The sequence below is a fragment of the Psychrobacter sp. H29 genome (genome assembly GCF_059073055.1).
Map to the genome: position 1 here is coordinate 101,166 of NZ_JCACRY010000001.1, position 21,881 is coordinate 123,046.

A 21,881-nucleotide genomic window follows, 5' to 3' on the forward strand; every position below is an offset into this window, starting at 1 on the left:
AAGTTGTGTCTAAGTAATGCTTCTGGCTCATATATATGAATGTTTTATAGGGTAGTCACCCAACCATTATATGTATCGGCCAATCCTAGCCAATTTATCACTCAAATCGTAAAGTGGAGATACCCTTTGAAAAAATTACTTTTAGCCTCAGCAATTGCAACGCTATCAGTTTCTGCCGCTCAGGCAGCGCCAACTGTCTACGGTAAAGCATTCGTGACTGCTAACTATGTCAATGCTGAACTTGACCGTCAGTCTATGGATCTACCTGGTGATACTATCAACGTCAACGAAGATAATAGTTCGGTGCAGGTCAATTCACATTCTTCACGTATAGGGTTCAAAGGGTCTGAAGCCATTACTGCCAACACTGATGTTATTTACCAGTTAGAATATGGCATTAGCATTGATGACAGCGGTAGTAGTAACATTGGCTTCAAAAGCCGTGATACTTATCTCGGTCTAAAAAACAAAAACTATGGTCAGTTCCGCTTCGGTCGTAACTACTCAGTCTCTGATTACATCAACAACGTCACCGTAAACCAAGGCTATTGGGACAACATCGGCTCAAGCTCTCTTGATGAAGGGACATTGAGCGAAGCATTGACCCTTACTGATGGTGGCCGTATCAACAATTCTATCGTATGGATTGCACCGAAATACAATGGTTTACCGCTAGAGCTGTCTTTACAGTATGGGGCTGACGAGTCATTTGTCTCTGACAACGATGACCGTGACAGCGGTTTTGGTGCGTCTTTGATGTTTGACCCAGGTGCTGGTTTTACAGCTGGTGTGGCTTATGACAAAGACATGTCTGTCTCAGATGGTGGCGAAATTCTTCGCGGTACTACTAGTATCGATTTGAGCAAATATATGGCTTATCCAGTGACACTAGGCGCGCTATATCAGCAAGTAGATTTTGATCAGCAAGACGAAGAAGAAAAAGGATTGGTTGTCAGTGCTGAGATGGGCCTGACCAATTTTGCACGTCCTGCCTCTATTTATCTACAGTATGACAAGACCGAAAACTTAGCGGGTCTTGATGGTAATGATTCAGACCAGATTGTACTGGGTGGCAAATATATGTTTAAAGACAACATTATTGCTCATGCCTATATCGGGCAAAACTCTGCAGATCTAGACAATGGTCTCCTAGTAGTCAGAAATTATGATGACGATACGGTTGCTGAAGTTGCTGCGCGCGGTGATGCAGATGTATTCGCTATCGGTGGCGGCTTAGAATACAAATTCTAGTATAGCTACTCTAGTATAGCTACTACGGTAAATATCGAAAAACTCATCCTTCGGGGTGGGTTTTTTGTTGTATGGCGTTTTAATAATAGAAAAATGTTTGTTACCTATACAAAAGAATAAGAGTTTCAGACAGTTTGCATTTTTGCCCTATATTTTATGGTGTATTTTTAGTAAAATCCTTCTTTACCAATTACCGACAGAGTACTATGACCAAGTTTATATTCGTGACCGGTGGGGTAGTGTCCTCACTAGGAAAAGGTATCACCGCAGCCTCTCTTGCAGCGGTATTAGAAGCACGTGGCGTGACCGTCACGATGACCAAAATGGATCCGTATATCAACGTCGATCCAGGTACGATGAGTCCGTTCCAGCATGGTGAAGTCTTCGTTACCGAAGATGGTGCAGAGACGGATTTGGATTTGGGTTATTACGAGCGCTTTTTACGTCATTCAAAAATGAGTAAAAGTAATAACTTCACCAGTGGTCGTATTTACCAAAACGTTCTAAATAAAGAGCGCCGCGGTGAGTACTTAGGTGGTACTGTACAGGTTATCCCGCATATCACTGATGAGATCAAAAGCAAAATTCTGGCCAGTGGCGAAGGGTATGATATCGCTATTATCGAGATTGGCGGTACGGTTGGTGATATCGAATCACTTCCCTTTATGGAAGCTGTACGTCAGATGCAAGTAGAGCTGGGGCGCAATCGCGCCATGCTGATGCATCTTACTTTAGTGCCGTATATTGCTAGCGCAGGTGAAACCAAAACCAAGCCGACACAGCATTCAGTAAAAGAGCTGCGCTCTATTGGCCTACAGCCTGATATCTTAATCTGTCGCTCTGATCATCATATCTCTCAAGATAACCGCCGCAAGATTGCGCTATTTACTAACGTTGAAGAGCGCGCGGTTATCATGTGTGAAGACGCACAAAGTATCTATCAAATACCGCGTACGCTACACGAGCAAGACCTAGATGATCTTATCTGTGAGCGTTTTGGTTTGGATGTGCCTGAAGCTGATTTGAGCGATTGGGACAAGGTTGTCGAAGCACAGCTAAATCCTGAAGGCACCTTGACGGTAGCTATGGTTGGTAAGTATGTTGAGCTTCCGGATGCCTATAAGTCTATCAATGAAGCCTTATTGCATGCAGGTATCACTCACAAAGTAGATGTCAAGATCGACTATATCGATGCTGAGCTTTTAGAAAGTGATGAGCAGTTATTTGCCCGTCTTAATGATGCCAATGCCATCTTGGTACCAGGCGGTTTCGGTGAACGCGGTACGATGGGTAAAATAAAAGCCATCACTTATGCTCGCGAAAACAATGTGCCGTATTTAGGTATTTGTCTTGGTATGCAGCTGGCTGTCATTGAATACGCCCGCAATGTACTGAGTATCGACGCTAACTCTTCTGAGTTTGATCGTAAGACAGCTGAGCCAATCATTGGGCTTATCACCGAATGGTTAGATGAGCGCGGCGAGCTACAGATTCGTAGTGATGACTCAGACCTTGGCGGTACCATGCGTCTAGGCGCACAGCAAGCAGAACTCGTTCCTGGTAGTAAGCTTGCCCAGATCTATGGCGCTAACAACATCACTGAGCGTCATCGCCATCGCTATGAGATGAATAATCGCTATATCGAGCCATTAGAGCAATCAGGGATGACGATCTCTGGCTACTCTGCCAAGCAGCATTTGGTAGAGTCTGTTGAGATTACTGAGCATCCATGGTTTGTCGCGGTGCAGTTCCATCCTGAGTTCACCAGCTCACCACGCGGTGGTCACCCATTGTTCAATAGTTTTGTAAAAGCAGCAAAAAACCATAGCGAAGCTAAATAGTGCTTGGCATGTAGTGTAAAGTAGAATCGCTATTCTTAAAAAGACTGATCTTCGGATCGGTCTTTTTTTTGCTCAATGACAAGCAATGACAGCTCATAAGTTTGGTTGTCTAATAACGGCCTTATAGTACTCTCTATCGATAATGGCTAATTACGCTTACATACTTTTTTTAATTGGGCTATCGGTTACAATATGGGATAAGTATATTAATAACAATATAAGAGGTAATGACTTCATGGAAAATTTATTGACAGCACAATCACACATCGCACTGAGCACGCCTACTGGCGGTACGATTAACATTGGTAACGACCAGCCTTTTGTATTATTTGGTGGTATGAACGTCTTAGAGTCTAAAGAGCTTGCATTCGAGATTGCAGAGCAGTATGTAGATATCTGCAAGCGTCTAGGTATCGGCTATGTGTTCAAAGCGAGCTTTGATAAAGCCAATCGCTCAAGCCTGCACTCATACCGAGGCCCTGGACTTGAGCAAGGAATTGATTGGTTAGGTCAAATAAAAGAAAAGTTCCAAGTACCCATCATTACCGATGTGCATGAACCGCATCAGGCCGCCCCAGTCGCTGAGGTCGCTGATATCATTCAGCTGCCAGCTTTTTTATCACGTCAGACGGACTTAGTCCATGCGATGGCAAAGACAGATGCGATTATCAATATCAAAAAGGCACAATTCTTGGCGCCGCATGAGATGCGCCATATCGTCAATAAGTGCTTAGAGGGTGGTAATGATAAGCTCATACTATGTGAGCGTGGTAGTGCCTTTGGTTATAATAACCTAGTCGTTGACATGCTTGGTTTTGATACCATGAAGCAGATGGATATCCCTGTATTCTTTGATGTGACGCACAGTTTGCAGCAGCCAGGTGCGCGTAGTGATAGTGCAGGCGGCCGCCGTGAGCAGATCACAACGCTTGCCCGTGCGGGTATGGCGACAGGATTGGCAGGGTTATTTTTGGAGGCGCATCCAAATCCAGAAACTGCAAAGTGTGATGGACCCTGTGCGTTGCGTATGAGCCAACTAGAGCCGTTCTTACGCCAGCTCAAGCAAATTGATGATTTGGTAAAAGGTTTTGATGTCTTGGATACTCATTGATATCGAAATAATAGGAGGGTTGTACCATGGCAATTCAAATGGCTAAAGTCAGTATCGAAAATATAAATGATGAGCAAGGTCTAGATAGCGTAATGACAGCGCTCAAAAATATCTCAGGCGTGATCAAGATAGATCTTGATCCTGCTCATGACGTCGCCATAGTGAGCTATGATGATACGGATACCAGTATCCATGCTCTAACAGCGGCAATCAGCATGGTGGACTATGTGACGCAGCCATTCCCTATTGAGGCACCGCAGAACCCGCACCATCACGATTAGTTTGTGTGCATCATTTTGTTTAAATGCACGGTTAGTCCTTGCCTGTTTAGTCGTGAAATATCGTGTCAGTAATAAAGTAACAACCAAACAGTCTTGTTAGTGAAAATGATAAAGTTTATGCTTATTTAACACCACTCTGATAGTGTGTCTAAAGACCTAATAGGGTCTATAAAGATAGGTAACAAGAATAAATAGTCGAGAGACAACGATTATAGACATTTTCACTATTAGCCATTTTTATTTATAAAAATAAGGAGCCTAATATGGCAGACCAAACACGTATTATTCAAATTGATGGTATGACTTGTGGCGGCTGTGTGGCAAGTGTACATGCGGCTACCGCTGACATTGACGGTTTAGATATCATCACAGTTGATTTGGCTGACAGCTTAGCCACGGCCACCTTTGATGATAGCAAAACCAGCGCAGAGACTATTGCCTCAGCTATCAGTGATGCTGGATTTGAAGCAGCAGTTGCCAACTCGTAGATCATGTTATTTCCCAAAAAACCAGCTAACCTGTTATTACTAGCATGTTAGCTGGTTTTTTAATGGTGAGCATTTCTAAACTTAAGGCTGTGTTTCAGATTTCTTTAGCTTACTGCTGTTGACTAAGTAACAGTGCTTCGTTTGAGTAGCTGGGTAATAATGACTGTCTACAACGTACTGTTTGAGGCTATTGCTGTATGTCTTTGCGTTATAGGAATAGACCCTAAACAGCACTTTTTATAATCATTGCTGTGCTTGTTTTATTTGAATATTTTATTAATCCACTGATATTGTATGATGGCGCTTATGTAGTTATAGGTGCTATGACGAGTTATTTCTATGAATAAGAACGCCCATACCGCCACTGAAGAGCCTTACGACGTCGATACTGATGTGGAGTCAAACACACCGATCACGCCGCAACGTGCCCATCTACAATTAGCCATTGATGGTATGACGTGTCAGGCCTGCGCGTCACGAATTGAAAAGGTGCTTAACAAGAAACCGTCGGTCTACGAGGCGAGCGTGAGTTTTGCTGGTGAGACTGCCAATGTAGAATACGATCCAGCTGAGACGACACCTGAACAAGTTACAGAATGGGTGAACAAAACGGGATTTGTCGCCAACCTACAAGCCAGCGATAGCTTATTTGCACAGACAGATGAGGGTACGGCAACTAAGTATCCATGGCGTTTAATTGGATTGTGGATTTGTCTGATACCATTTTTGGTTGGTATGGCAGGCATGCTGACAGGTTCTGGCATGGCGTGGATGCCACATATCTGGGTTCAGTTTATCTTAGCAACGATTGTGCAGTTTGGCTTTGCGCTACCGTTCTACAAAAGTGCTTGGGCATCGATCAAAGGTGGTCTTGCCAATATGGATGTACTGGTAGTTATTGGTACTGTCACCATATGGGCGTATTCGACTTACCTTTGGCTCACGCATGGCGATGGTACTTTAAACAGTCTTTTGCAAAGTGGACATGCAGGTGGACACGGTGCGAGTAATAGCCCAGCCGTATATTTTGAAGCAGGGGTGATGGTCATTGCCTTTGTGCGTACAGGTAAATATCTTGAGGAACGTACCAAGAAGCACAGCCTAAACAGTATTGATTTATTATTGTCATTGACACCTGATGAAGTAGAGCAGCAGCAACCAAATGGTGAATTTCATAATATTGGGTTATCTGATGTGCAAATGGATGACGTCCTACGTGCTAAGCAAGGCAGCCGTGTCGCTACTGACGGCACCGTGATATCCGGTAGTGGCTGGTGTGTGGAGAGTCATCTAACGGGTGAATCAGTAGCGCTCAAAAAAGAGCAGGGTGATGAGTTGCTAGCAGGTGCATTGGTAGAGAATGGCAGCTTGCTCTATCGCGTTAGTGCCAAGGGCAGTGACACAAAACTTGGTGATATGGTAAGAGCATTAAGTGATGCCCAAGGTTCAAAAGCCAACTTAGCTCGTCTTGCTGATCGAGTGACCGCAGTATTTGTTCCAATCGTGGTTGCTATTGCGTTGATTACTTTTGGAGTCACGTGGTGGCTAACAGGCATGGTTGATACTGCGTTGATGCATGCCGTATCGGTATTGGTCATTGCGTGCCCTTGTGCCCTGGGTCTAGCCACACCAGCGGCTATCATGGCTGGTATGGGTGTGGCGGCGCGTCATGGCGTATGGTTTAAAGATGCGCAAAGTTTAGAGGCTGCAGGCGATATTGACACAGTGGTACTTGATAAAACGGGTACATTGACCATCGGTAGACCGACTATCGTCGATCATGTCATGGTAGATCGATCGCTTGCTGTTGATGATGTGTTGCAGATCGCTGCCAGTATCGAGGCGCATGCCAGTCATCCATTAGCGACAGCGTTAGTCAATACAGCCAAAGCCCGTCAGCTGTCACTATTCGATGTGACTGATGTTAGTGTGATAAAAGGTGCTGGCATACAGGCAAATATCGAAGGGCTTGGGCTGATAAAAATTGGTACGCCAGAGTTTGCGAACTTAACGTTACCTAAACTGATGCCAAAGGTCTGGCAAATTGCCAGTACGGTTGCAATCAGTATTAACGATGAGCCGTTAGGGGCATTCGCTCTCGCTGACGACTTAAAAGCAGATACGCCGCAGGCAATCACTGCGCTACAAGATGCGGGTATCAATGTGATTTTGATGAGTGGTGATAAGCAATCTGTCGTCGATCATGTGGCAGCACAGCTTGGCATCGACAACGCTTATGGCAAGATGAGTCCACGTGACAAGGCTAGCCAAATTGCACGTTTGCAAACGGCTGGTCATAAAGTAGCCATGGCAGGAGATGGGGTTAACGATGCGCCAGCGATGGCGACCGCTGATGCCAGCTTTGCTATGTTCGAGGGGACGGACGTGGCGCAGCATAGCGCCTCTGCACGATTGATGGGTGAGTCGCTCATGCATATCGATGCAGCGCAAAAAATCGCTCAAGCAACACTACGCAATATCAAACAGAATCTATTTTTTGCTTTTGTTTATAACTGTCTTGGTATTCCGCTTGCTGCACTTGGGTTTTTGAATCCAATGATTGCAGCCGCTGCTATGGCGATGAGCTCCATCTCTGTCTTAATGAATGCACTACGGTTGACACGTTTTCAGACAGCCGTTGAGTTTGAGCAGGTAGTACCCGTTTCCCCTACGGACAAAGACCCTTTAATAAAAACATAAGCATAAGTAAAAGTGTTGGCTTGGCTGTAGGGTTGTATGAATACAGACCGAAACATTATAGTAGATATGCTTATCTCTGATTATATTTATGACCGCAAGTCAGTGTAAGATAAGGGAAGTTTGGTAAAATATATGCTATGATGCCAAGCACTATAGCCAACCATTAACGCGCTCAAAAAACCTGTCATTACTATGTCAGTATAGTTATATGACATATAGGGTTAGGGTGTTCTTGGTGTATGTGCTATATGATATTTTGCTTTATCTTTTTTGTATTCTAGTTGCCGTTATTTATCTCACAAACTTGGCATGACCAAAGGAATTAACAGACATTATGTACGCTGAAGAAACCAACAACGTCACCGCAATTAAAGACATCCGCGCTCGTGAAATTTTAGATTCACGCGGTAACCCAACTATCGAAGCTGATGTGATCTTAGCTGATGGCACTGTCGGACGTGCTGCTGCTCCGAGTGGCGCATCAACAGGCTCACGTGAAGCGCTTGAGCTACGTGATGGCGATAATGCTCGCTATATGGGTAAAGGCGTCAAAAAAGCCGTCTCTAATGTCAATAGTCAAATTCGTAGTGCTTTGATGGACAAAGATGTGACTGAGCAGCAAGGTATCGATGATGCCATGATTGCATTAGATGGCACAGAAAACAAAGAAAGCCTAGGCGCCAATGCCATGCTAGCGGTGTCACTTGCTACTGCCAAAGCGGCAGCTAAGTCACAAAATCTACCATTACATCAGTACATTGCCAACCTGCGTAATCAGACGTCATTGACTATGCCTGTACCGATGATGAACATCTTGAACGGTGGTGAGCACGCAGACAATACGGTTGATATCCAAGAATTTATGATTGAGCCTGTAGGCTTCACTAGCTTTTCAGAAGCGCTGCGTGCTGGTACAGAGATTTTCCACAGCTTGAAATCTGTGTTGAAATCACAAGGTCTAAATACAGCAGTCGGCGATGAAGGTGGGTTTGCACCAAACTTACGTAGTAACGAAGAAGCCATTACCGTCATTATGCAGGCGATCGAGCAAGTCGGTTACAAAGCCGGTGAAGATATCCATTTGGCGCTAGATTGTGCAGCCAGTGAGTTTTATAAAGATGGTCAATACGTTTTGGCAGGCGAAGGCAACAAAGCGTTTGATAGCCAAGGATTTTCAGACTACCTAGTTGGGCTGGCACGCCAGTATCCTATTATCTCTATTGAAGATGGTCTTGATGAGTCGGATTGGGATGGTTGGAAGTATTTGACTGAGCAGATCGGTGATAAAGTCCAGTTGGTTGGTGATGATCTGTTTGTGACCAATCCTGCGATCTTGCAAGAAGGTATTGATAAGCATATTGCCAATGCTATTTTGATTAAGTTTAATCAAATTGGTACCTTGTCAGAGACGCTAGATGCGATCTATATGGCGAAGAAAAATGGCTACGCTACTATTATCTCGCATCGTTCAGGTGAGACTGAAGATAGCACTATCGCAGATTTAGCAGTTGGTACGGCAGCAGGTCAGATCAAAACAGGCTCGCTATGCCGCTCAGACCGCGTTGCAAAGTACAACCAGTTGCTACGTATCGAGCAGCAAGTACGTGCAAGCTATCGTGGCCGTGAAGAGTTTATCGGTTTACGTGGTTAAGAGATTGACTGGGATTTTTGATGTGTATTGTACGTCAAAGATCCCGATATCGTAAACTGAGATGACAGTCAAAATCAGGCGGTATATAATCACTTATGTATCGCTTGATCAGCTCAAAACCCTAATATCATTCTTTCTATGTCGTTTGGCGTTATCATCTTATGAAATACTTTAGCCAATTTATACTACTTGCTTTAGCCGTTGCAGTGCTTTTGGGATTGCAATATCAGTATTGGCTGGGTGAAAATGGTCGGTTTGAACATAATAAGTTGACCACTCAAATTGAAGATCAACAGCGCATGAATGACAATCAAGTGGCAGCAAACAACCTATTACGTACCGATGTTCAAGACTTAAAAACCGGACTTGAAGCGGTAGAGGAACATGCGCGTCTAGACCTGGGACTGATTAAGCCCAATGAGACCTTCGTTCAAGTGTCTACTGCACCTACGACCCATAGCGCTTACTAGTTTGTATGAAGTACTACCGGACGTTATGACCTATCACAAAATCAGTAATTACCTTTCACCTCTTCAGCGTTCCCCTTTAAATATACTGTCATGGCCCCAACCATGAGTACACCACTATGAATAAACCCCCAAGCATTCACGCTATGATTGTCGCAGCTGGTCGCGGCAGCCGCTTTGGTGCGTCTATCGCCAAACAGTATACGACACTGCAAGATCAGACATTATTGCAGCATAGTTTGGCACGGCTCGGTCGTAGTACCTATATCGATAAGTGTCTGTTGGTTATAGCGGCAGATGATAATACAGCGCAGCAGCTAGAGTTTGCTATCCCTATATACTACGCAGTCGGCGGAGAAGAGCGCTGGCAGTCGGTAAAAGCAGGGGTTGAGTCAATCAGTCAGACAGGCGCGAATGATTCAGATCTGGTACTAATTCATGACGCGGCTCGTCCTGCAGTGCCTGTTGCTGATATAGATCAAGTTATTGAAGCGGCGATGAGGGAGCCTTATGGCGCTATCTTGGCAACACCAGTAGCAGATACGTTAAAAACCTCTCATACAAAGCCGGTATCGATAGAAGAGGGCAGCAGTAAAAGCCCTTATGCCAAGCGTACTATTGACCGTAGCAATATATGGCAAGCACAAACGCCGCAAGTATTTCGTTTAGGGCAGCTCAGACGGGTCCTAAATTATGTATCGGAACACCAGCTCAGTATTACTGACGAAGCCAGTGCTTTTGAATATTTAGAGTTACCGATACGTCTAGTGTCTGGTAGTCGACAAAACATAAAGCTTACGTATCCCGATGATGCGGTGTTGCTCTCAGCAATTCTGACTATTCAATCCTAACTCCATTCCCCTCAACACGATCAAGTTGCTTTTTATATAAGGCAGCTACCATTCTCGATTCACATATTCTATAAACATCAATCATTAGTTGGTGTCTTAATGCCTTCTCAAATATCAAATCATAGTAAGTAGTAAAAAGCCTATATCACGGTATATACCAGCTCGCATATATTAACTTGAAATATAATATATTGTTGTTACATGTTTTTTGTACAGAGATGAGACTATCAATCGAAAGAGGTTGCTTTGATGACTAAACTAACCTATGATGTAACTAACTTAATACAATTAATATAAAAACTTATAAAATCAATAATATATCAGACTCATTCATCACGCATAGAAGCGTTGTCTCTATATTTTTCTGAAGTTAGTATGATTGTTTTAGCGACATTTACCTAATAATAGGGAGAAGCTGATTGTCAACAATCAACGATTCGACAAATCCAGTAACGACAGATCTCTGCCGTCTTGTATATATAAGCCGGATTACCTCTACTGGTCTTTCAAGTCCTAGCACGCTTAATGACATTTCAGAGACCGCAGTTGATAGTAACCATACCAATAATATTACGGGTATCCTTTGCTACGGCAACGGTTACTTTTTCCAATGCGTAGAAGGTTCAGAACAGGCGCTAACAAACTTAAAAAATCGCTTGTTAGTAGATGATCGACACAAGGATTTAGAGATTTTAGATTTTTCGGAAATTACTGAGCGCCGATTTGGTAGCTGGTCATTACGCTCTATCACACTTGAGCGTTGGATGACCAAAGACCCTGAACTCAAAAAGCTCATGCCGTTTAAGCCCCAGACTTGGAACACTAGTGAATGGGAGAGGTTCTTAGATGTTTTGCAGGGCTATTACGAAGAACGAAGTAAAACAGGTGAAATCGATACGCCACCTGTTAAGTATAGTACTCTGGGGGTAACTTTGAGCAAAGTTGTTGGTCAGCATCAGGCGTTCTTTTTGATTCAGACGGTACTGGGTTTGATGATAGCTGCTACATTGTTGTGGCTAATGCTGTAATCGATAGACCTATATCATAGTAGGTAATATTTAGCTTAGAATATAATCGAAAAAAGCCAGCACTAGATGCTGGCTTTCTTGTTTGAATGAATCGTTTGAGCACTAAAAATCAACATAAAAAAAGCCCCCTCCATAATAGATTATGAAGGGGGCTTTTAGTGGTACGCTTATTAGTCTAATCGAATACTAAGTATTTGTGCTAATAAGTGACGCCGAATAGTGGCGTCCCCAGGGGGATTCGAACCCCCGTTACCGCCGTGAAAGGGCGGTGTCCTAGGCCTCTAGACGATGGGGACTAGTAACAACACTCCAACTGCTTTCACCGTTTATGCTGAAGTGGTGCGTATTTTAATAGCGTCGGCGCTTCCTGTCAAGCCTTTTTCTACGTCTTTTTAAAATTAAATATCTTTTTTTAATTGCACGGCGAGGGTGTAGGTCTTTACGCTTTAAATGATGTCGAATCCATAAAGAAGTACAAGCGCTGATGGTCAAAGCAAGTAGCATATAACCAATGATAGTCCCCCATAGTTTCAGTTGTGGATCCATAATGAAGTCCCTCCAATTAGGTCTTAGTAGTATTGGCTACCAAGACAGTGTGAGCAACTCAAATCATCTATAGGATATAACTGTATCGCTCAAAAGCGATATTTCACTATAAGTTAATCATATTGTTCATCCTAGAATATGATACTTACTGTCATAAAAGTAATCCCGCCTGCTTATCGTGATATCAATCATATCCCTATTGATTATCAAATCAAGATGTCAAAGTCATCAAGTATTACAAATAGCACTATTACGTGTGGTTGGCAATACATGATATGTGACTTATTCACTATTATTGTCGGCTGATTCTTCTTTGGCGTCTTCATTATGCATGGCATTGGCCAACATAGGGTAATGGTTGAGTATGTGGCAGAACAGCTCAGCAGTTTTTTGAGTATCATATAGTGCTGAGTGTGCGTTTTTACCATCGAATTCAAGCCCTGCTGCTTTGCAAGCACGTGCTAGCACAGTTTGACCAAATGCCAGTGCGGATAAAGTCACGGTATCAAATACTGAAAAGTTGTGAAAAGGATTGTGGTTTTTACTATTGGTACGTAATACGGCAGCGTTCAAAAATGCCAAGTCAAAATGCGCATTGTGACCAATTAAGACACACTGACGACAGTCTTCCTCACGCCGCACATCTTTTAATCCCTTGAAAATACGGCGCAAGGCAGACTTTTCGTCTTCAGCAATGGCTTTACGCATGGGATTATTAGGATCAATACCAGTAAAGGCAAGAGCACTTGGTTCTAAATTTGCTCCTTCAAACGGCTCAACGTGAGCATTAAGTGCCTCGCCCGGATAAAATACACCTTGCTCATCAAGTAGCACAGGAATACAGGCGATTTCTAGTAGCGCATCAGTCTGGGCATTAAAACCCGCTGTTTCAACATCGACGACAACAGGTAAAAATTTGCGAAAACGATCTTTTAAACGCATAGGTGCGTGTTCGTCATCTACCTTGTCATCCGCCGCAGTATTTACAGTCACATTGAGGCTTGTGTCAGTAGGGTTTGATAACTCTTCGCTTGGCAAAGTTACTGTATTTTGGTTGGTCATATCAAGTTAAATCACTTTTATCAGTCGTACTGGTATATTGAATAAGAAACAAGCATCCTATGATATTAATAATGCCTTTAATACTAAATAATATAGTACAAAGGCATCGTTAATATCATGATGTTAATAGATCTCTTTATAAGTGCTAAAATCTGCGATCACTATGCCTTTAGAGACCAAGGCAATGTTTCACCTGCCATAAGCGGCGTCAGAGAAGCACCATCAAAATAAGGATAGTCAGTTGGCACTTGCATAGGGGTGTTAACGAGTGTAATGGTACTCTCGTTTAGAGGTAGACCATAGAATTGCGGACCAAAACGACTGGCGAACCCCTCTAGCTTGTCTATTTTTCCCACACTATCAAAAGCAGTGGCGTATAACGGTAGGGCAGTCGCTGCACTATAGCAGCCAGCACAGCCACAAGCGGCTTCTTTTTTATCCGTTGCATGTGGCGCAGAGTCGGTGCCTAGGAAGAATTTCGGATTACCACTGGTTGCAACATCCAGCAGCACCTTTTGATGGCTTTCACGTTTCAGAATAGGCAAGCAATAAAAATGTGGCTTGATACCGCCAACCAACAGATGATTGCGATTGAACATCAAATGTTGCGGCGTGATAGTCGCTGCAACATGGTTGCCTTGGGACAATACAAAATCCGCAGCATCGCTGGTGGTGATATGCTCTACCACGATTTTTAGTGTGGGGAATTTGACGATGATCTGAGCCAACACTTCATCTAAGAAACGTTTTTCGCGATCAAAGATATCTACGTGGTCTTGGGTGACTTCGCCATGTATCAATAGTGGTAAGTTGTGCTTTTCTAATGCTTCAAATATATCGACACAAGCGTTGATATTAGTGACGCCATCGGCAGAGTTGGTAGTCGCCCCAGCTGGATACAGTTTGACAGCTTGTACGATGCCTGACTGTGCTGCCAACTCAATATCTTGAGCAGTGGTATTATCAGTCAAATATAAAGTCATACGTGGATCAAAAGCCGATTTTCGCTCCAGACTCAAGTCACTGGCGGCTAACTGATCCATAATACGCGTACGGTAGGCCTGCGCATCATGAGCATTTTTGACAGGTGGTACCAGATTTGGCATACAGATCACGCGGTTGAAACTACTTGCTGCATGAGGTACGGTCGTGCTCAATGCTAGATCGTCACGCAAGTGAATATGCCAGTCATCTGGTTGAAGGATGGTCAATTCTCTAATCGAATCAGTCATAGTGTCAAAGCGCTCTATATCGTCAAATAAAGGAAACAAAAGGGAGTGATGCTGTGTGCCTATCATAACAGATTTGCTCACTTGACTAAATATAAGGCTAAATATCTGTACATAATTTAGGGAACGTTATTTGGTTTTTTTCATCACATAAAATATAAGTGCTGGGATTAGGAAATGGTATGGTTTGAAAATTGAGCTAAAACCGTACGCTGTGTGGCAGTTAGACTTTTGCCTATAGTAAATATGATGTACACTGAGCGGGTAATTGTATTTCAATTTGCTTTCGATTTGATCTTAGCGCGTTTCCCAAAACTACATTCTCATAACAGGAGTTTTTCATGGCTCAACTTGATCCAAAAAATATTAATAAAATCGTATTGGCATATTCAGGTGGTCTTGATACCTCAATCATCGCTAAATGGCTGCAAGAAACCTATGATGCGGAAGTGATCACTTTTACCGCTGATATCGGACAAGGCGAAGAAGTTGAGCCAGCACGAGCCAAAGCTCAAGCGATGGGTATCAAGCATATTCATATTGAAGACTTGCGCGAAGAGTTCGCTCGTGACTATGTATTCCCTATGTTCCGTGCCAATGCCATCTATGAAGGTGAATACTTACTCGGTACGTCTATCGCCCGTCCATTGATTGCTAAGCGTTTGGTTGAGATTGCCAAAGAACACAACGCCGACGCTATCAGCCATGGTGCAACTGGTAAAGGTAATGACCAGGTTCGTTTTGAGCTGGGTGCAGTTGCTCTGTCTCCAGACGTGGTCACCATTGCCCCTTGGCGTGAGTGGGACTTGTCAAGCCGTGAAAGCTTAATGAGATATGCTGAAGAGCATAATATTGCTATTGATTACGCTGGCAACAAGAAAAAATCGCCTTATTCAATGGATGCTAACCTACTTCACATCTCTTTTGAAGGTGGTATTTTAGAAGAGCCATATACCGAAGCAGAAGAAGACATGTGGCGCTGGTCTGTTAGCCCAGAAGCAGCACCTGATGAAGCACAATATTTAGAAATAGAATACGAAAAAGGTGATATCGTTGCTATCGATGGTGAGACGCTCAAGCCGTATGAAGTAATGATCAAGCTGAATGAACTGGGCGGAAAACATGGTATCGGTCGTTTAGATATCGTTGAAAACCGTTATGTCGGTATGAAATCACGTGGCTGTTATGAGACGCCAGCAGGTACGATTATGCTAAAAGCGCATCGCGGCATTGAGTCGTTAACGCTTGACCGTGAGGCAGCACATCTAAAAGATGAGCTCATGCCACGCTATGCAAAAATTATCTATAATGGCTACTGGTTTAGCCCTGAGCGTATGATGCTTCAGGCATTGATTGACAAATCACAAGAATACGTCAACGGTACTGTACGTGTAAAACTATATAAAGGGAGCGTGAGTGTCGTTGGCCGTAAGTCAAACGACTCATTATTTGACGAAAAAATCGCCACTTTCGAAGATGATGCGGGCGCTTATGATCAAAAAGATGCAGAAGGCTTTATTCGTCTAAATGGTCTACGCTTAGCTATCGAAGCTAGCCGTGGTCGCGATTTATCAAAATAGATTTGCCTGTCCTATCTATTGGCTAATTTGAATGACACACAAAAAAGAGGCTCTATTAATATAGAGCCTCTTTTTTTATTGCTAGTCACTTTTTATTGTATTACTCATGATTCTGCCTTGAGTTTTTCGAACACAAATTTGTCGAGAGTAAATACCTACTCAGCCGCTTCTGTAGTGTCAGAATCTTCATCATCTACCATGACAATAGCAACATCCTGCTGCTGACGCTCTTCAATAGCATCTTGTTCTAATACTTCTTCGGTGGCCAGTATGAGTCCATCAGACTTTTGCGATTGATATTTGAGAGCAGCGAGCGCACCAAGCACACCGATGACCAGTATGATGATGAGAATGACAGGGTTTTTCCAAAGCGGTGTAGATTTCTCATACTCTATGGGCTTCTCACTTGTCGTCGTCGGGGTATTATCGTGATTACCACCGATCAAACCTAAACTTACCAAAGGCGGCTTGGGCGGGTTGGCAGGTTCAGAGTTAACACGCAGTCGATTCCGACTAAGATAGATATCAGAGATCTTCGCCAATTGTAATAGCCAGCGTTGATGCGGTAATACAACTGCATGCATCTCTGTAAAGACCAGCATGTCGTTATGGCGACCTTGCTGTAAATTATCAGGTGAGCGGCCAATGGCTTTTAAGTAATTGCCAGTTGCTAACTGCATGTCCTGTACAGGCTCATAGTTTTCAGGCTTAAATCCAGTCAACTCGTACCAGTAAGTATCAAATGGCGGCGGCGTACCTGATAGTTGCTCAGTGTTTAATAGTGTGAGCTCTGCGGCGCTATCTACACTATTATCTGAGCGCTCTGTCAGCGTATCAGGCTCATTATCGATATTTTCTGTCTCAGCGGGTATTGCTTGCACCTCATCTGTACTAAATCTTGCTGCTGACAAAAACTGTGGCTGCATAGCAAACCATTTATTTCGCTCGTCATTATCAAGTTGGCTATATTCTGCCAGAATAGCCAATTCGCGCAGCACAATCACGCACAAAGAGGTAAGTAAAATCTGAACTTGTTGCGTCGTGGCACCAATTTTTTCAGCAATATGATCGCTCGCTTTTATGACACGTGCATTGTCACTAAATACAGCATCTGCAGCATCGTGACGGTGATATAGTGTTGCCTTCATGGTTGCAAAATTCATAGAGTTATACTGTCGCAATTCTTTGACAGCAGCACGTCCGAAGAGTCTTTTGCTAAGTACCTGTCCTTGATGCTGCTGCTGATAGGCAAGTAGCGCACTTAGAATTGCTTGTAGGCTGGCATCCATTGCCAAGCGCGCTTGTGGCAACGAGAGCTGTGAGGCATCAGCCAATAGCGACAGCATTGGCTTGGTATCATGATATAAAAAATCATACATCGACACACGTGTCGGTGAAATAGTCGTCATAATCTGCTAGCATCAAAAAGTGTGCCCCTATCTTACGGTGCCCAATGCCTTGATACAATCCCTTAATAATAGAAATTTTTAATCATCTTACGGATTATGCTAATGGTAATCTTATTAATGACTGATCGTTGGATACATTTATGACTCATAACAAAACACCTGATCAGCAGTTGGTGATCAATATTGCTGAGCAAACGTTAACGGTTTATCAGCAGCACGCTGAGACTGCACGATACACGATATCGACTGCAAAAAACGGTATCGGAAGTCAGCAGGATAGTGGATGTACGCCACTGGGTAAGCATATTATCGAGATGAAAATAGGGGGTAGTGAGCCCATGAGTGCCGTGTTTGTAGGACGTGTACCAACTGGTGAAATATATGATGATGAGCTGGGTACGCGTCACCCCAACCGCGATTGGATACTGAGCCGTATCCTATGGCTAAGCGGATTGGAAGAAGGATCAAACAAAGGCAGCAACAGCCAAGGCGGCTGTGATACTTATGATCGGTACATCTATATTCATGGTACACCTGATACCGAGCCGATGGGCATACCGTTGTCACATGGTTGTGTGCGTATGCGCAATAAAGATATTGTTGAATTGTTTGAACAAGTCGAAGAGGGTACGCCGGTAACCATCGTGCCCAATTGACTGTCAGTGGATAACTTATCTTTAGATAAGAAAGTCTTATAGTCATATGATTCTAGTCATAACCACTAATACTGAGCATTCGACGATGAGAGAGGCTACTAAACAGGAAAAATGGACGATAAAAAAGACAGCTCGTATTAAGTAAGCTGTCTTTTCTATCGTTGTTAGTATCGTCATTAGCATCAGTGCTAGATGACAACTTTACCAAAACGTAGCGCTATCTTTGAATTTAGCCAAACGTGCTTCAATATAACTGGGGTCATCAGTAAGCATGGCGGCAAACCAACCTGCTCCATATAATGCGTTCGTATCTGTGGCTGATTTTAGAGCATAAAACGCATGATATTTGCTATCATCATTGCGCTGTGCTAATGCTGCTTGCGCTTTAGCCAGCCGCTTTAGCCAACGTTTGGTTTTTTTCTTAGATTTTTTCTTACTTAGCAAGGGAATAGAAAATTCACTAACGTAGCGCAGCTCTTTTAGATGATTGCACAACTTGTCTTCTGATTGACTGTCATTAACCACGTCTTCATCTATATCGTCATTGTCATCAAGCCTGCTGAATGCCTCAATTTTTTTACTGGTTTTAATGCACTTTTTATACTGTTTAGTTAGAATCTTTGCCAACTTATCGCAGGCAAGCTGATCAGTGTGAGGCTCAATGCTTGGATCACTCATAGTAAAAGCAATCAACTCTAACAAAGTGATCTGAAAATCATTGGCTTGCAGCGTATTGATAGGTGTGATTTTTATATCTTCGATATCTGTCGTCCAGTCAACAGCAGGCGCGCCGAGTGCCTGTAGCGCAGGCTCGATATGTGAACCAATATAAGCAAGTTGATAATAAGTGCCAAGCAAATTTGCCGTTTGTCTCAGTATCGAAAGCCATTCAGGGTTGACCTCATCAGAGAAATCAGCAAATGCGTCTAGGGCAGCATGCAGGCGATCTACCCCAACTCTTAGCTGTAAAATATGCTCGTGATCAGTGCTTCCAGCGATGATAGCACTGCTATTGGGCAATATCTGTAATAGACAGTTATGTACTACTGATCTTATGAAGGCGGGCGCGCTACTGTCTTTATCTACTTGGAGCTGGTTAAGATCGGCATCAACGGCTGGACTATGGTCTTGTTCATTGATCAATAAGCCACCATTCTCAGCTTTGGTTACGGTAGATAGACACAGCTTGTAGCGTTTACACCATGTTTTTGCTGTCATAAACAAAAAGTCTATATCTCCTGACACCAGTTCGAACTCTATTTCTTGAATGGTTTTTCGCTGATTCTTATCAGTGCCATGAATAATCTCCCCCTGATCATAGGCCACTTCGATACAGCTGTTTATATCGTCATCACTAGTTTCTGTTAGCAACCGCGTAGTGCGCTGTACATCAGTAACATACAACCGAGTCAATAATTTTTGTAGTTTTTTGAGCTTAAAGTCCGCCAGTGCAGGGGCGACCGAGGTGTCTTCATATATCGTTAAATCAGGCATCAATTCATTATCGTCGAGCATCGCTTGTACTTGCTCATTATCGAGTACAGCATTGTGCTCTAAGCGAGCAGCAATACCGTCACCAGCGGCTTTGATGGTTTGGACCCAAGTATCGTTTTCTTTTCGAATGCGCAAACCAATGCCTGCCTGTGCAAGCTGCTGGTCAGGCGTATCATAGTAATGTGCAGCCAGTTGCGTCACTTGGGAAGATTTAACTTTTGCTTGACGCATTAAACCTTTTAGGCGTGACTCTGGTACCAAAAACTTCAGCTCTATCTCTTGCATATTGGCTCCTAATAATTCTGACTGACGGCTCTGATTGATAGCTTTATTACTATTAGTCTACCATTCTCTGATTATTTAAACCGCAATAAAAAACCGCCCTACATGACGTAGGGCGGTTTTTTGATAAATACTGCTAATCTGTCAGTTATTAGAACTGGTTCATCGTGTTTTTGCCACCACCAGCTTTTAGTGCGTTATCACCAGAGAAGATTTCTTTGTGATCATCGCCAAGGTCAGAACCGGCCATTGCTTGGTGCTTAACACAAGAGATGCCTTCGCGGATTTCTTTACGCTGTACGCCAGCTGCATAAGCAAGCATACCTTCTTCACCGAAGTAACCTTTAGCAAGTTCATGAACGCTAAGAGCAGTTGTGTGGTAAGTCGGTAGCGTGATTAAGTGATGGAATACACCAGCTTCACGTGATGCATCACGTTGGAAGTTCTTAGCGGCAACATCAGCTGCTGCATCAAGCTCTGTACCATCATAATCAGCACTCATCAAGTCATCTTTATTGTAGCTAGAGATGTCTTTACCTTCTTCTTCCCACTGTGCGATAACTTGCTTACGGAAGTTAAGCGTCCAGTTGAATGATGGGCTGTTGTTGTATACAAGCTTCGCTTTAGGCTGTTGCTCTTTAATACGGTCAACCATTGATTTGATGTGTGCAACGTCTGGCGTAGGTGTTTCGATCCATAGTAGATCAGCACCGTTTTCTAGAGCAGTTACACAGTCAAGTACAACGCGGTCGATGTTAGTTTCTTCACGGAATTGATATAGACCGTTAGGCAAACGAACTGGACGTACTAGTTTACCGTTGTGCTTAAGCAAGCTGTCGTTTTCTTTTGCATCTTCAAGAGATACTTCTTCCATTTCGATGAAGTCGATGTACTTAGAAGCAAGATCACCTGGTTCATTTGATACTGGGATTTTTTGCGTTAGTGATGCGCCTTCACTATCAGTACGAGCAACGATAACACCATCTTCAACACCAAGCTCTAGGAATGCATAACGAATAGCGTTTAGCTTAGAGATGAAGTCTTCATGTGGAACCGTTACTTTACCAGCCTGGTGACCACATTGTTTAGCATCAGATACTTGGTTTTCAACCTGAATGGCACAAGCACCAGCTTCGATCATTTGCTTAGTCAATAGGTAAGTGGCTTCTTCGTTACCGAAACCTGCATCGATATCAGCAATGATTGGCACCACATGTGAATCAAAGTTTTCGATTTTTTCTAGGATAGCTGAAGTATCTTGACCCGCTTCTTCAGCAGCGTTTAACTCACGGAAGTAGTCGTTCAATACTTTAGCATCAGCTTGACGTAAGAACGTGTAGATCTCTTCGATTAGCTTAGGTACTGATGTTTTTTCATGCATAGATTGGTCAGGTAGAGGACCAAACTCAGAACGTAGGGCAGCTACCATCCAACCTGAAAGGTAGATGTAAGTTTTAGAGGTTGTACCGAAATATTTTTTCTTAGCATACATAGTTTGCTGTGCTACAAAACCATGCCATGCACCTAAAGACTGCGTGTACTGAGACGTATCATTGTCATAATCTTCCATGTCTTGACGCATGATTTTTGCAGTATATTTTGCGATATCCAAGCCCGTCTTAAAACGGTTTTGTGACATCATACGTGCAGCATCAACTTCGCTAATGTTTTGCCAGTTGCCGTGCTTTTGCTTCAATTCACGTACTAAGTCGATCGCTGATTTATATGCAGTTGACATCTATAGTCTCCTTGGTGGGGTGTAAAAAATAAGTTAATTATTAAAGTAATAAAAACGTTTATTACTAAGATTCTTATTAAACTAACAAAGCTATATGTAGAATTTGGGTCATTACTAATCTGTCTAAGTTCTATTTACCCTAAACAAACCGATGCACTAATACAAGGGAATTGCTAAACTCAGCAGTTGAAAATAATGACTATCTTATAGATGATA

At 43.2% G+C, this 21,881-nt stretch carries 17 protein-coding genes and 1 tRNA gene; 12 read left to right on the top strand and 6 right to left on the bottom strand.

Features of this window, described 5'->3' with window-relative positions:
- Positions 1-126: 126 nt before the first annotated feature.
- The 10 genes from AC5JP1_RS00440 to AC5JP1_RS00485 all read left to right on the top strand — a co-directional run bounded on the left by AC5JP1_RS00440 (position 127) and on the right by AC5JP1_RS00485 (position 11,669).
- On the top strand, positions 127-1,251 hold the full coding sequence (locus tag AC5JP1_RS00440) for a porin (protein WP_443525973.1): 1,125 nt from the start codon (positions 127-129) through the stop codon (positions 1,249-1,251).
- A 206-nt stretch (positions 1,252-1,457) separates the two neighbouring features.
- Positions 1,458-3,092: a CTP synthase gene (pyrG, locus tag AC5JP1_RS00445; protein ID WP_493842707.1), complete on the top strand. Its 1,635-nt coding sequence runs from the start codon at positions 1,458-1,460 to the stop codon at positions 3,090-3,092.
- Between the two features lie 235 nt (positions 3,093-3,327).
- Entirely contained in the window at positions 3,328-4,203 is an 876-nt protein-coding gene (gene kdsA, locus AC5JP1_RS00450) for a 3-deoxy-8-phosphooctulonate synthase (RefSeq protein ID WP_493842708.1), read from the top strand.
- Between the two features lie 26 nt (positions 4,204-4,229).
- Positions 4,230-4,484 (top strand): heavy-metal-associated domain-containing protein, encoded by a 255-nt coding sequence (locus AC5JP1_RS00455; protein WP_493842709.1) that lies wholly within the window; start codon positions 4,230-4,232, stop codon positions 4,482-4,484.
- A gap of 263 nt (positions 4,485-4,747) precedes the next feature.
- Positions 4,748-4,972: a heavy-metal-associated domain-containing protein gene (locus tag AC5JP1_RS00460; protein ID WP_493842710.1), complete on the top strand. Its 225-nt coding sequence runs from the start codon at positions 4,748-4,750 to the stop codon at positions 4,970-4,972.
- 339 nt (positions 4,973-5,311) lie between these two features.
- Positions 5,312-7,672, top strand: a complete 2,361-nt coding sequence (locus tag AC5JP1_RS00465; RefSeq protein WP_493842711.1) for a heavy metal translocating P-type ATPase — start codon at positions 5,312-5,314, stop codon at positions 7,670-7,672.
- Between the two features lie 334 nt (positions 7,673-8,006).
- Positions 8,007-9,323, top strand: coding sequence for a phosphopyruvate hydratase (eno, locus tag AC5JP1_RS00470; RefSeq protein WP_493842712.1), 1,317 nt, complete (start codon positions 8,007-8,009; stop codon positions 9,321-9,323).
- A gap of 161 nt (positions 9,324-9,484) precedes the next feature.
- Positions 9,485-9,793 carry a septum formation initiator family protein gene (locus AC5JP1_RS00475; RefSeq protein ID WP_319051264.1) on the top strand — a complete coding sequence of 103 codons (309 nt, stop codon included), beginning with the start codon at positions 9,485-9,487 and terminating at the stop codon, positions 9,791-9,793.
- Between the two features lie 116 nt (positions 9,794-9,909).
- On the top strand, positions 9,910-10,641 hold the full coding sequence (gene ispD / locus AC5JP1_RS00480) for a 2-C-methyl-D-erythritol 4-phosphate cytidylyltransferase (RefSeq protein WP_493842713.1): 732 nt from the start codon (positions 9,910-9,912) through the stop codon (positions 10,639-10,641).
- A gap of 419 nt (positions 10,642-11,060) precedes the next feature.
- A complete protein-coding gene (locus AC5JP1_RS00485; RefSeq protein ID WP_493842714.1) occupies positions 11,061-11,669 on the top strand; it encodes a BLUF domain-containing protein in 609 nt (202 codons plus the stop codon).
- Positions 11,670-11,889: 220 nt separating this feature from the next.
- Here the strand turns inward: AC5JP1_RS00485 and AC5JP1_RS00490 are convergent.
- The 3 genes from AC5JP1_RS00490 to pyrC all read right to left on the bottom strand — a co-directional run bounded on the left by AC5JP1_RS00490 (position 11,890) and on the right by pyrC (position 14,509).
- A tRNA-Glu gene (locus AC5JP1_RS00490) sits at positions 11,890-11,965 on the bottom strand.
- Between the two features lie 532 nt (positions 11,966-12,497).
- Positions 12,498-13,157, bottom strand: coding sequence for a ribonuclease T (gene rnt / locus AC5JP1_RS00495; protein ID WP_493844406.1), 660 nt, complete (start codon positions 13,155-13,157; stop codon positions 12,498-12,500).
- Positions 13,158-13,438: 281 nt separating this feature from the next.
- Entirely contained in the window at positions 13,439-14,509 is a 1,071-nt protein-coding gene (pyrC, locus tag AC5JP1_RS00500) for a dihydroorotase (protein ID WP_493842715.1), read from the bottom strand.
- Between the two features lie 338 nt (positions 14,510-14,847).
- Between pyrC and AC5JP1_RS00505 the strand changes: the two genes are divergently transcribed.
- Entirely contained in the window at positions 14,848-16,086 is a 1,239-nt protein-coding gene (locus AC5JP1_RS00505; RefSeq protein WP_493842716.1) for an argininosuccinate synthase, read from the top strand.
- A gap of 155 nt (positions 16,087-16,241) precedes the next feature.
- Here the strand turns inward: AC5JP1_RS00505 and AC5JP1_RS00510 are convergent, their stop codons facing one another.
- Complete coding sequence (locus AC5JP1_RS00510) at positions 16,242-17,495, bottom strand: hypothetical protein (protein ID WP_493842717.1); 1,254 nt, start codon at positions 17,493-17,495, stop codon at positions 16,242-16,244.
- Between the two features lie 140 nt (positions 17,496-17,635).
- On the opposite strand from AC5JP1_RS00510, the gene AC5JP1_RS00515 reads away from it, so the two are divergent.
- Positions 17,636-18,151 (top strand): L,D-transpeptidase family protein, encoded by a 516-nt coding sequence (locus AC5JP1_RS00515; RefSeq protein ID WP_493842718.1) that lies wholly within the window; start codon positions 17,636-17,638, stop codon positions 18,149-18,151.
- A 201-nt stretch (positions 18,152-18,352) separates the two neighbouring features.
- Here AC5JP1_RS00515 and AC5JP1_RS00520 read toward each other — a convergent pair whose 3' ends face one another.
- Both AC5JP1_RS00520 and AC5JP1_RS00525 read right to left on the bottom strand, forming a co-directional pair.
- Complete coding sequence (locus AC5JP1_RS00520) at positions 18,353-19,930, bottom strand: CYTH and CHAD domain-containing protein (protein WP_493842719.1); 1,578 nt, start codon at positions 19,928-19,930, stop codon at positions 18,353-18,355.
- Positions 19,931-20,078: 148 nt separating this feature from the next.
- On the bottom strand, positions 20,079-21,665 hold the full coding sequence (locus tag AC5JP1_RS00525; RefSeq protein ID WP_319051255.1) for an isocitrate lyase: 1,587 nt from the start codon (positions 21,663-21,665) through the stop codon (positions 20,079-20,081).
- Between the last annotated feature and the right edge of the window lie 216 nt (positions 21,666-21,881).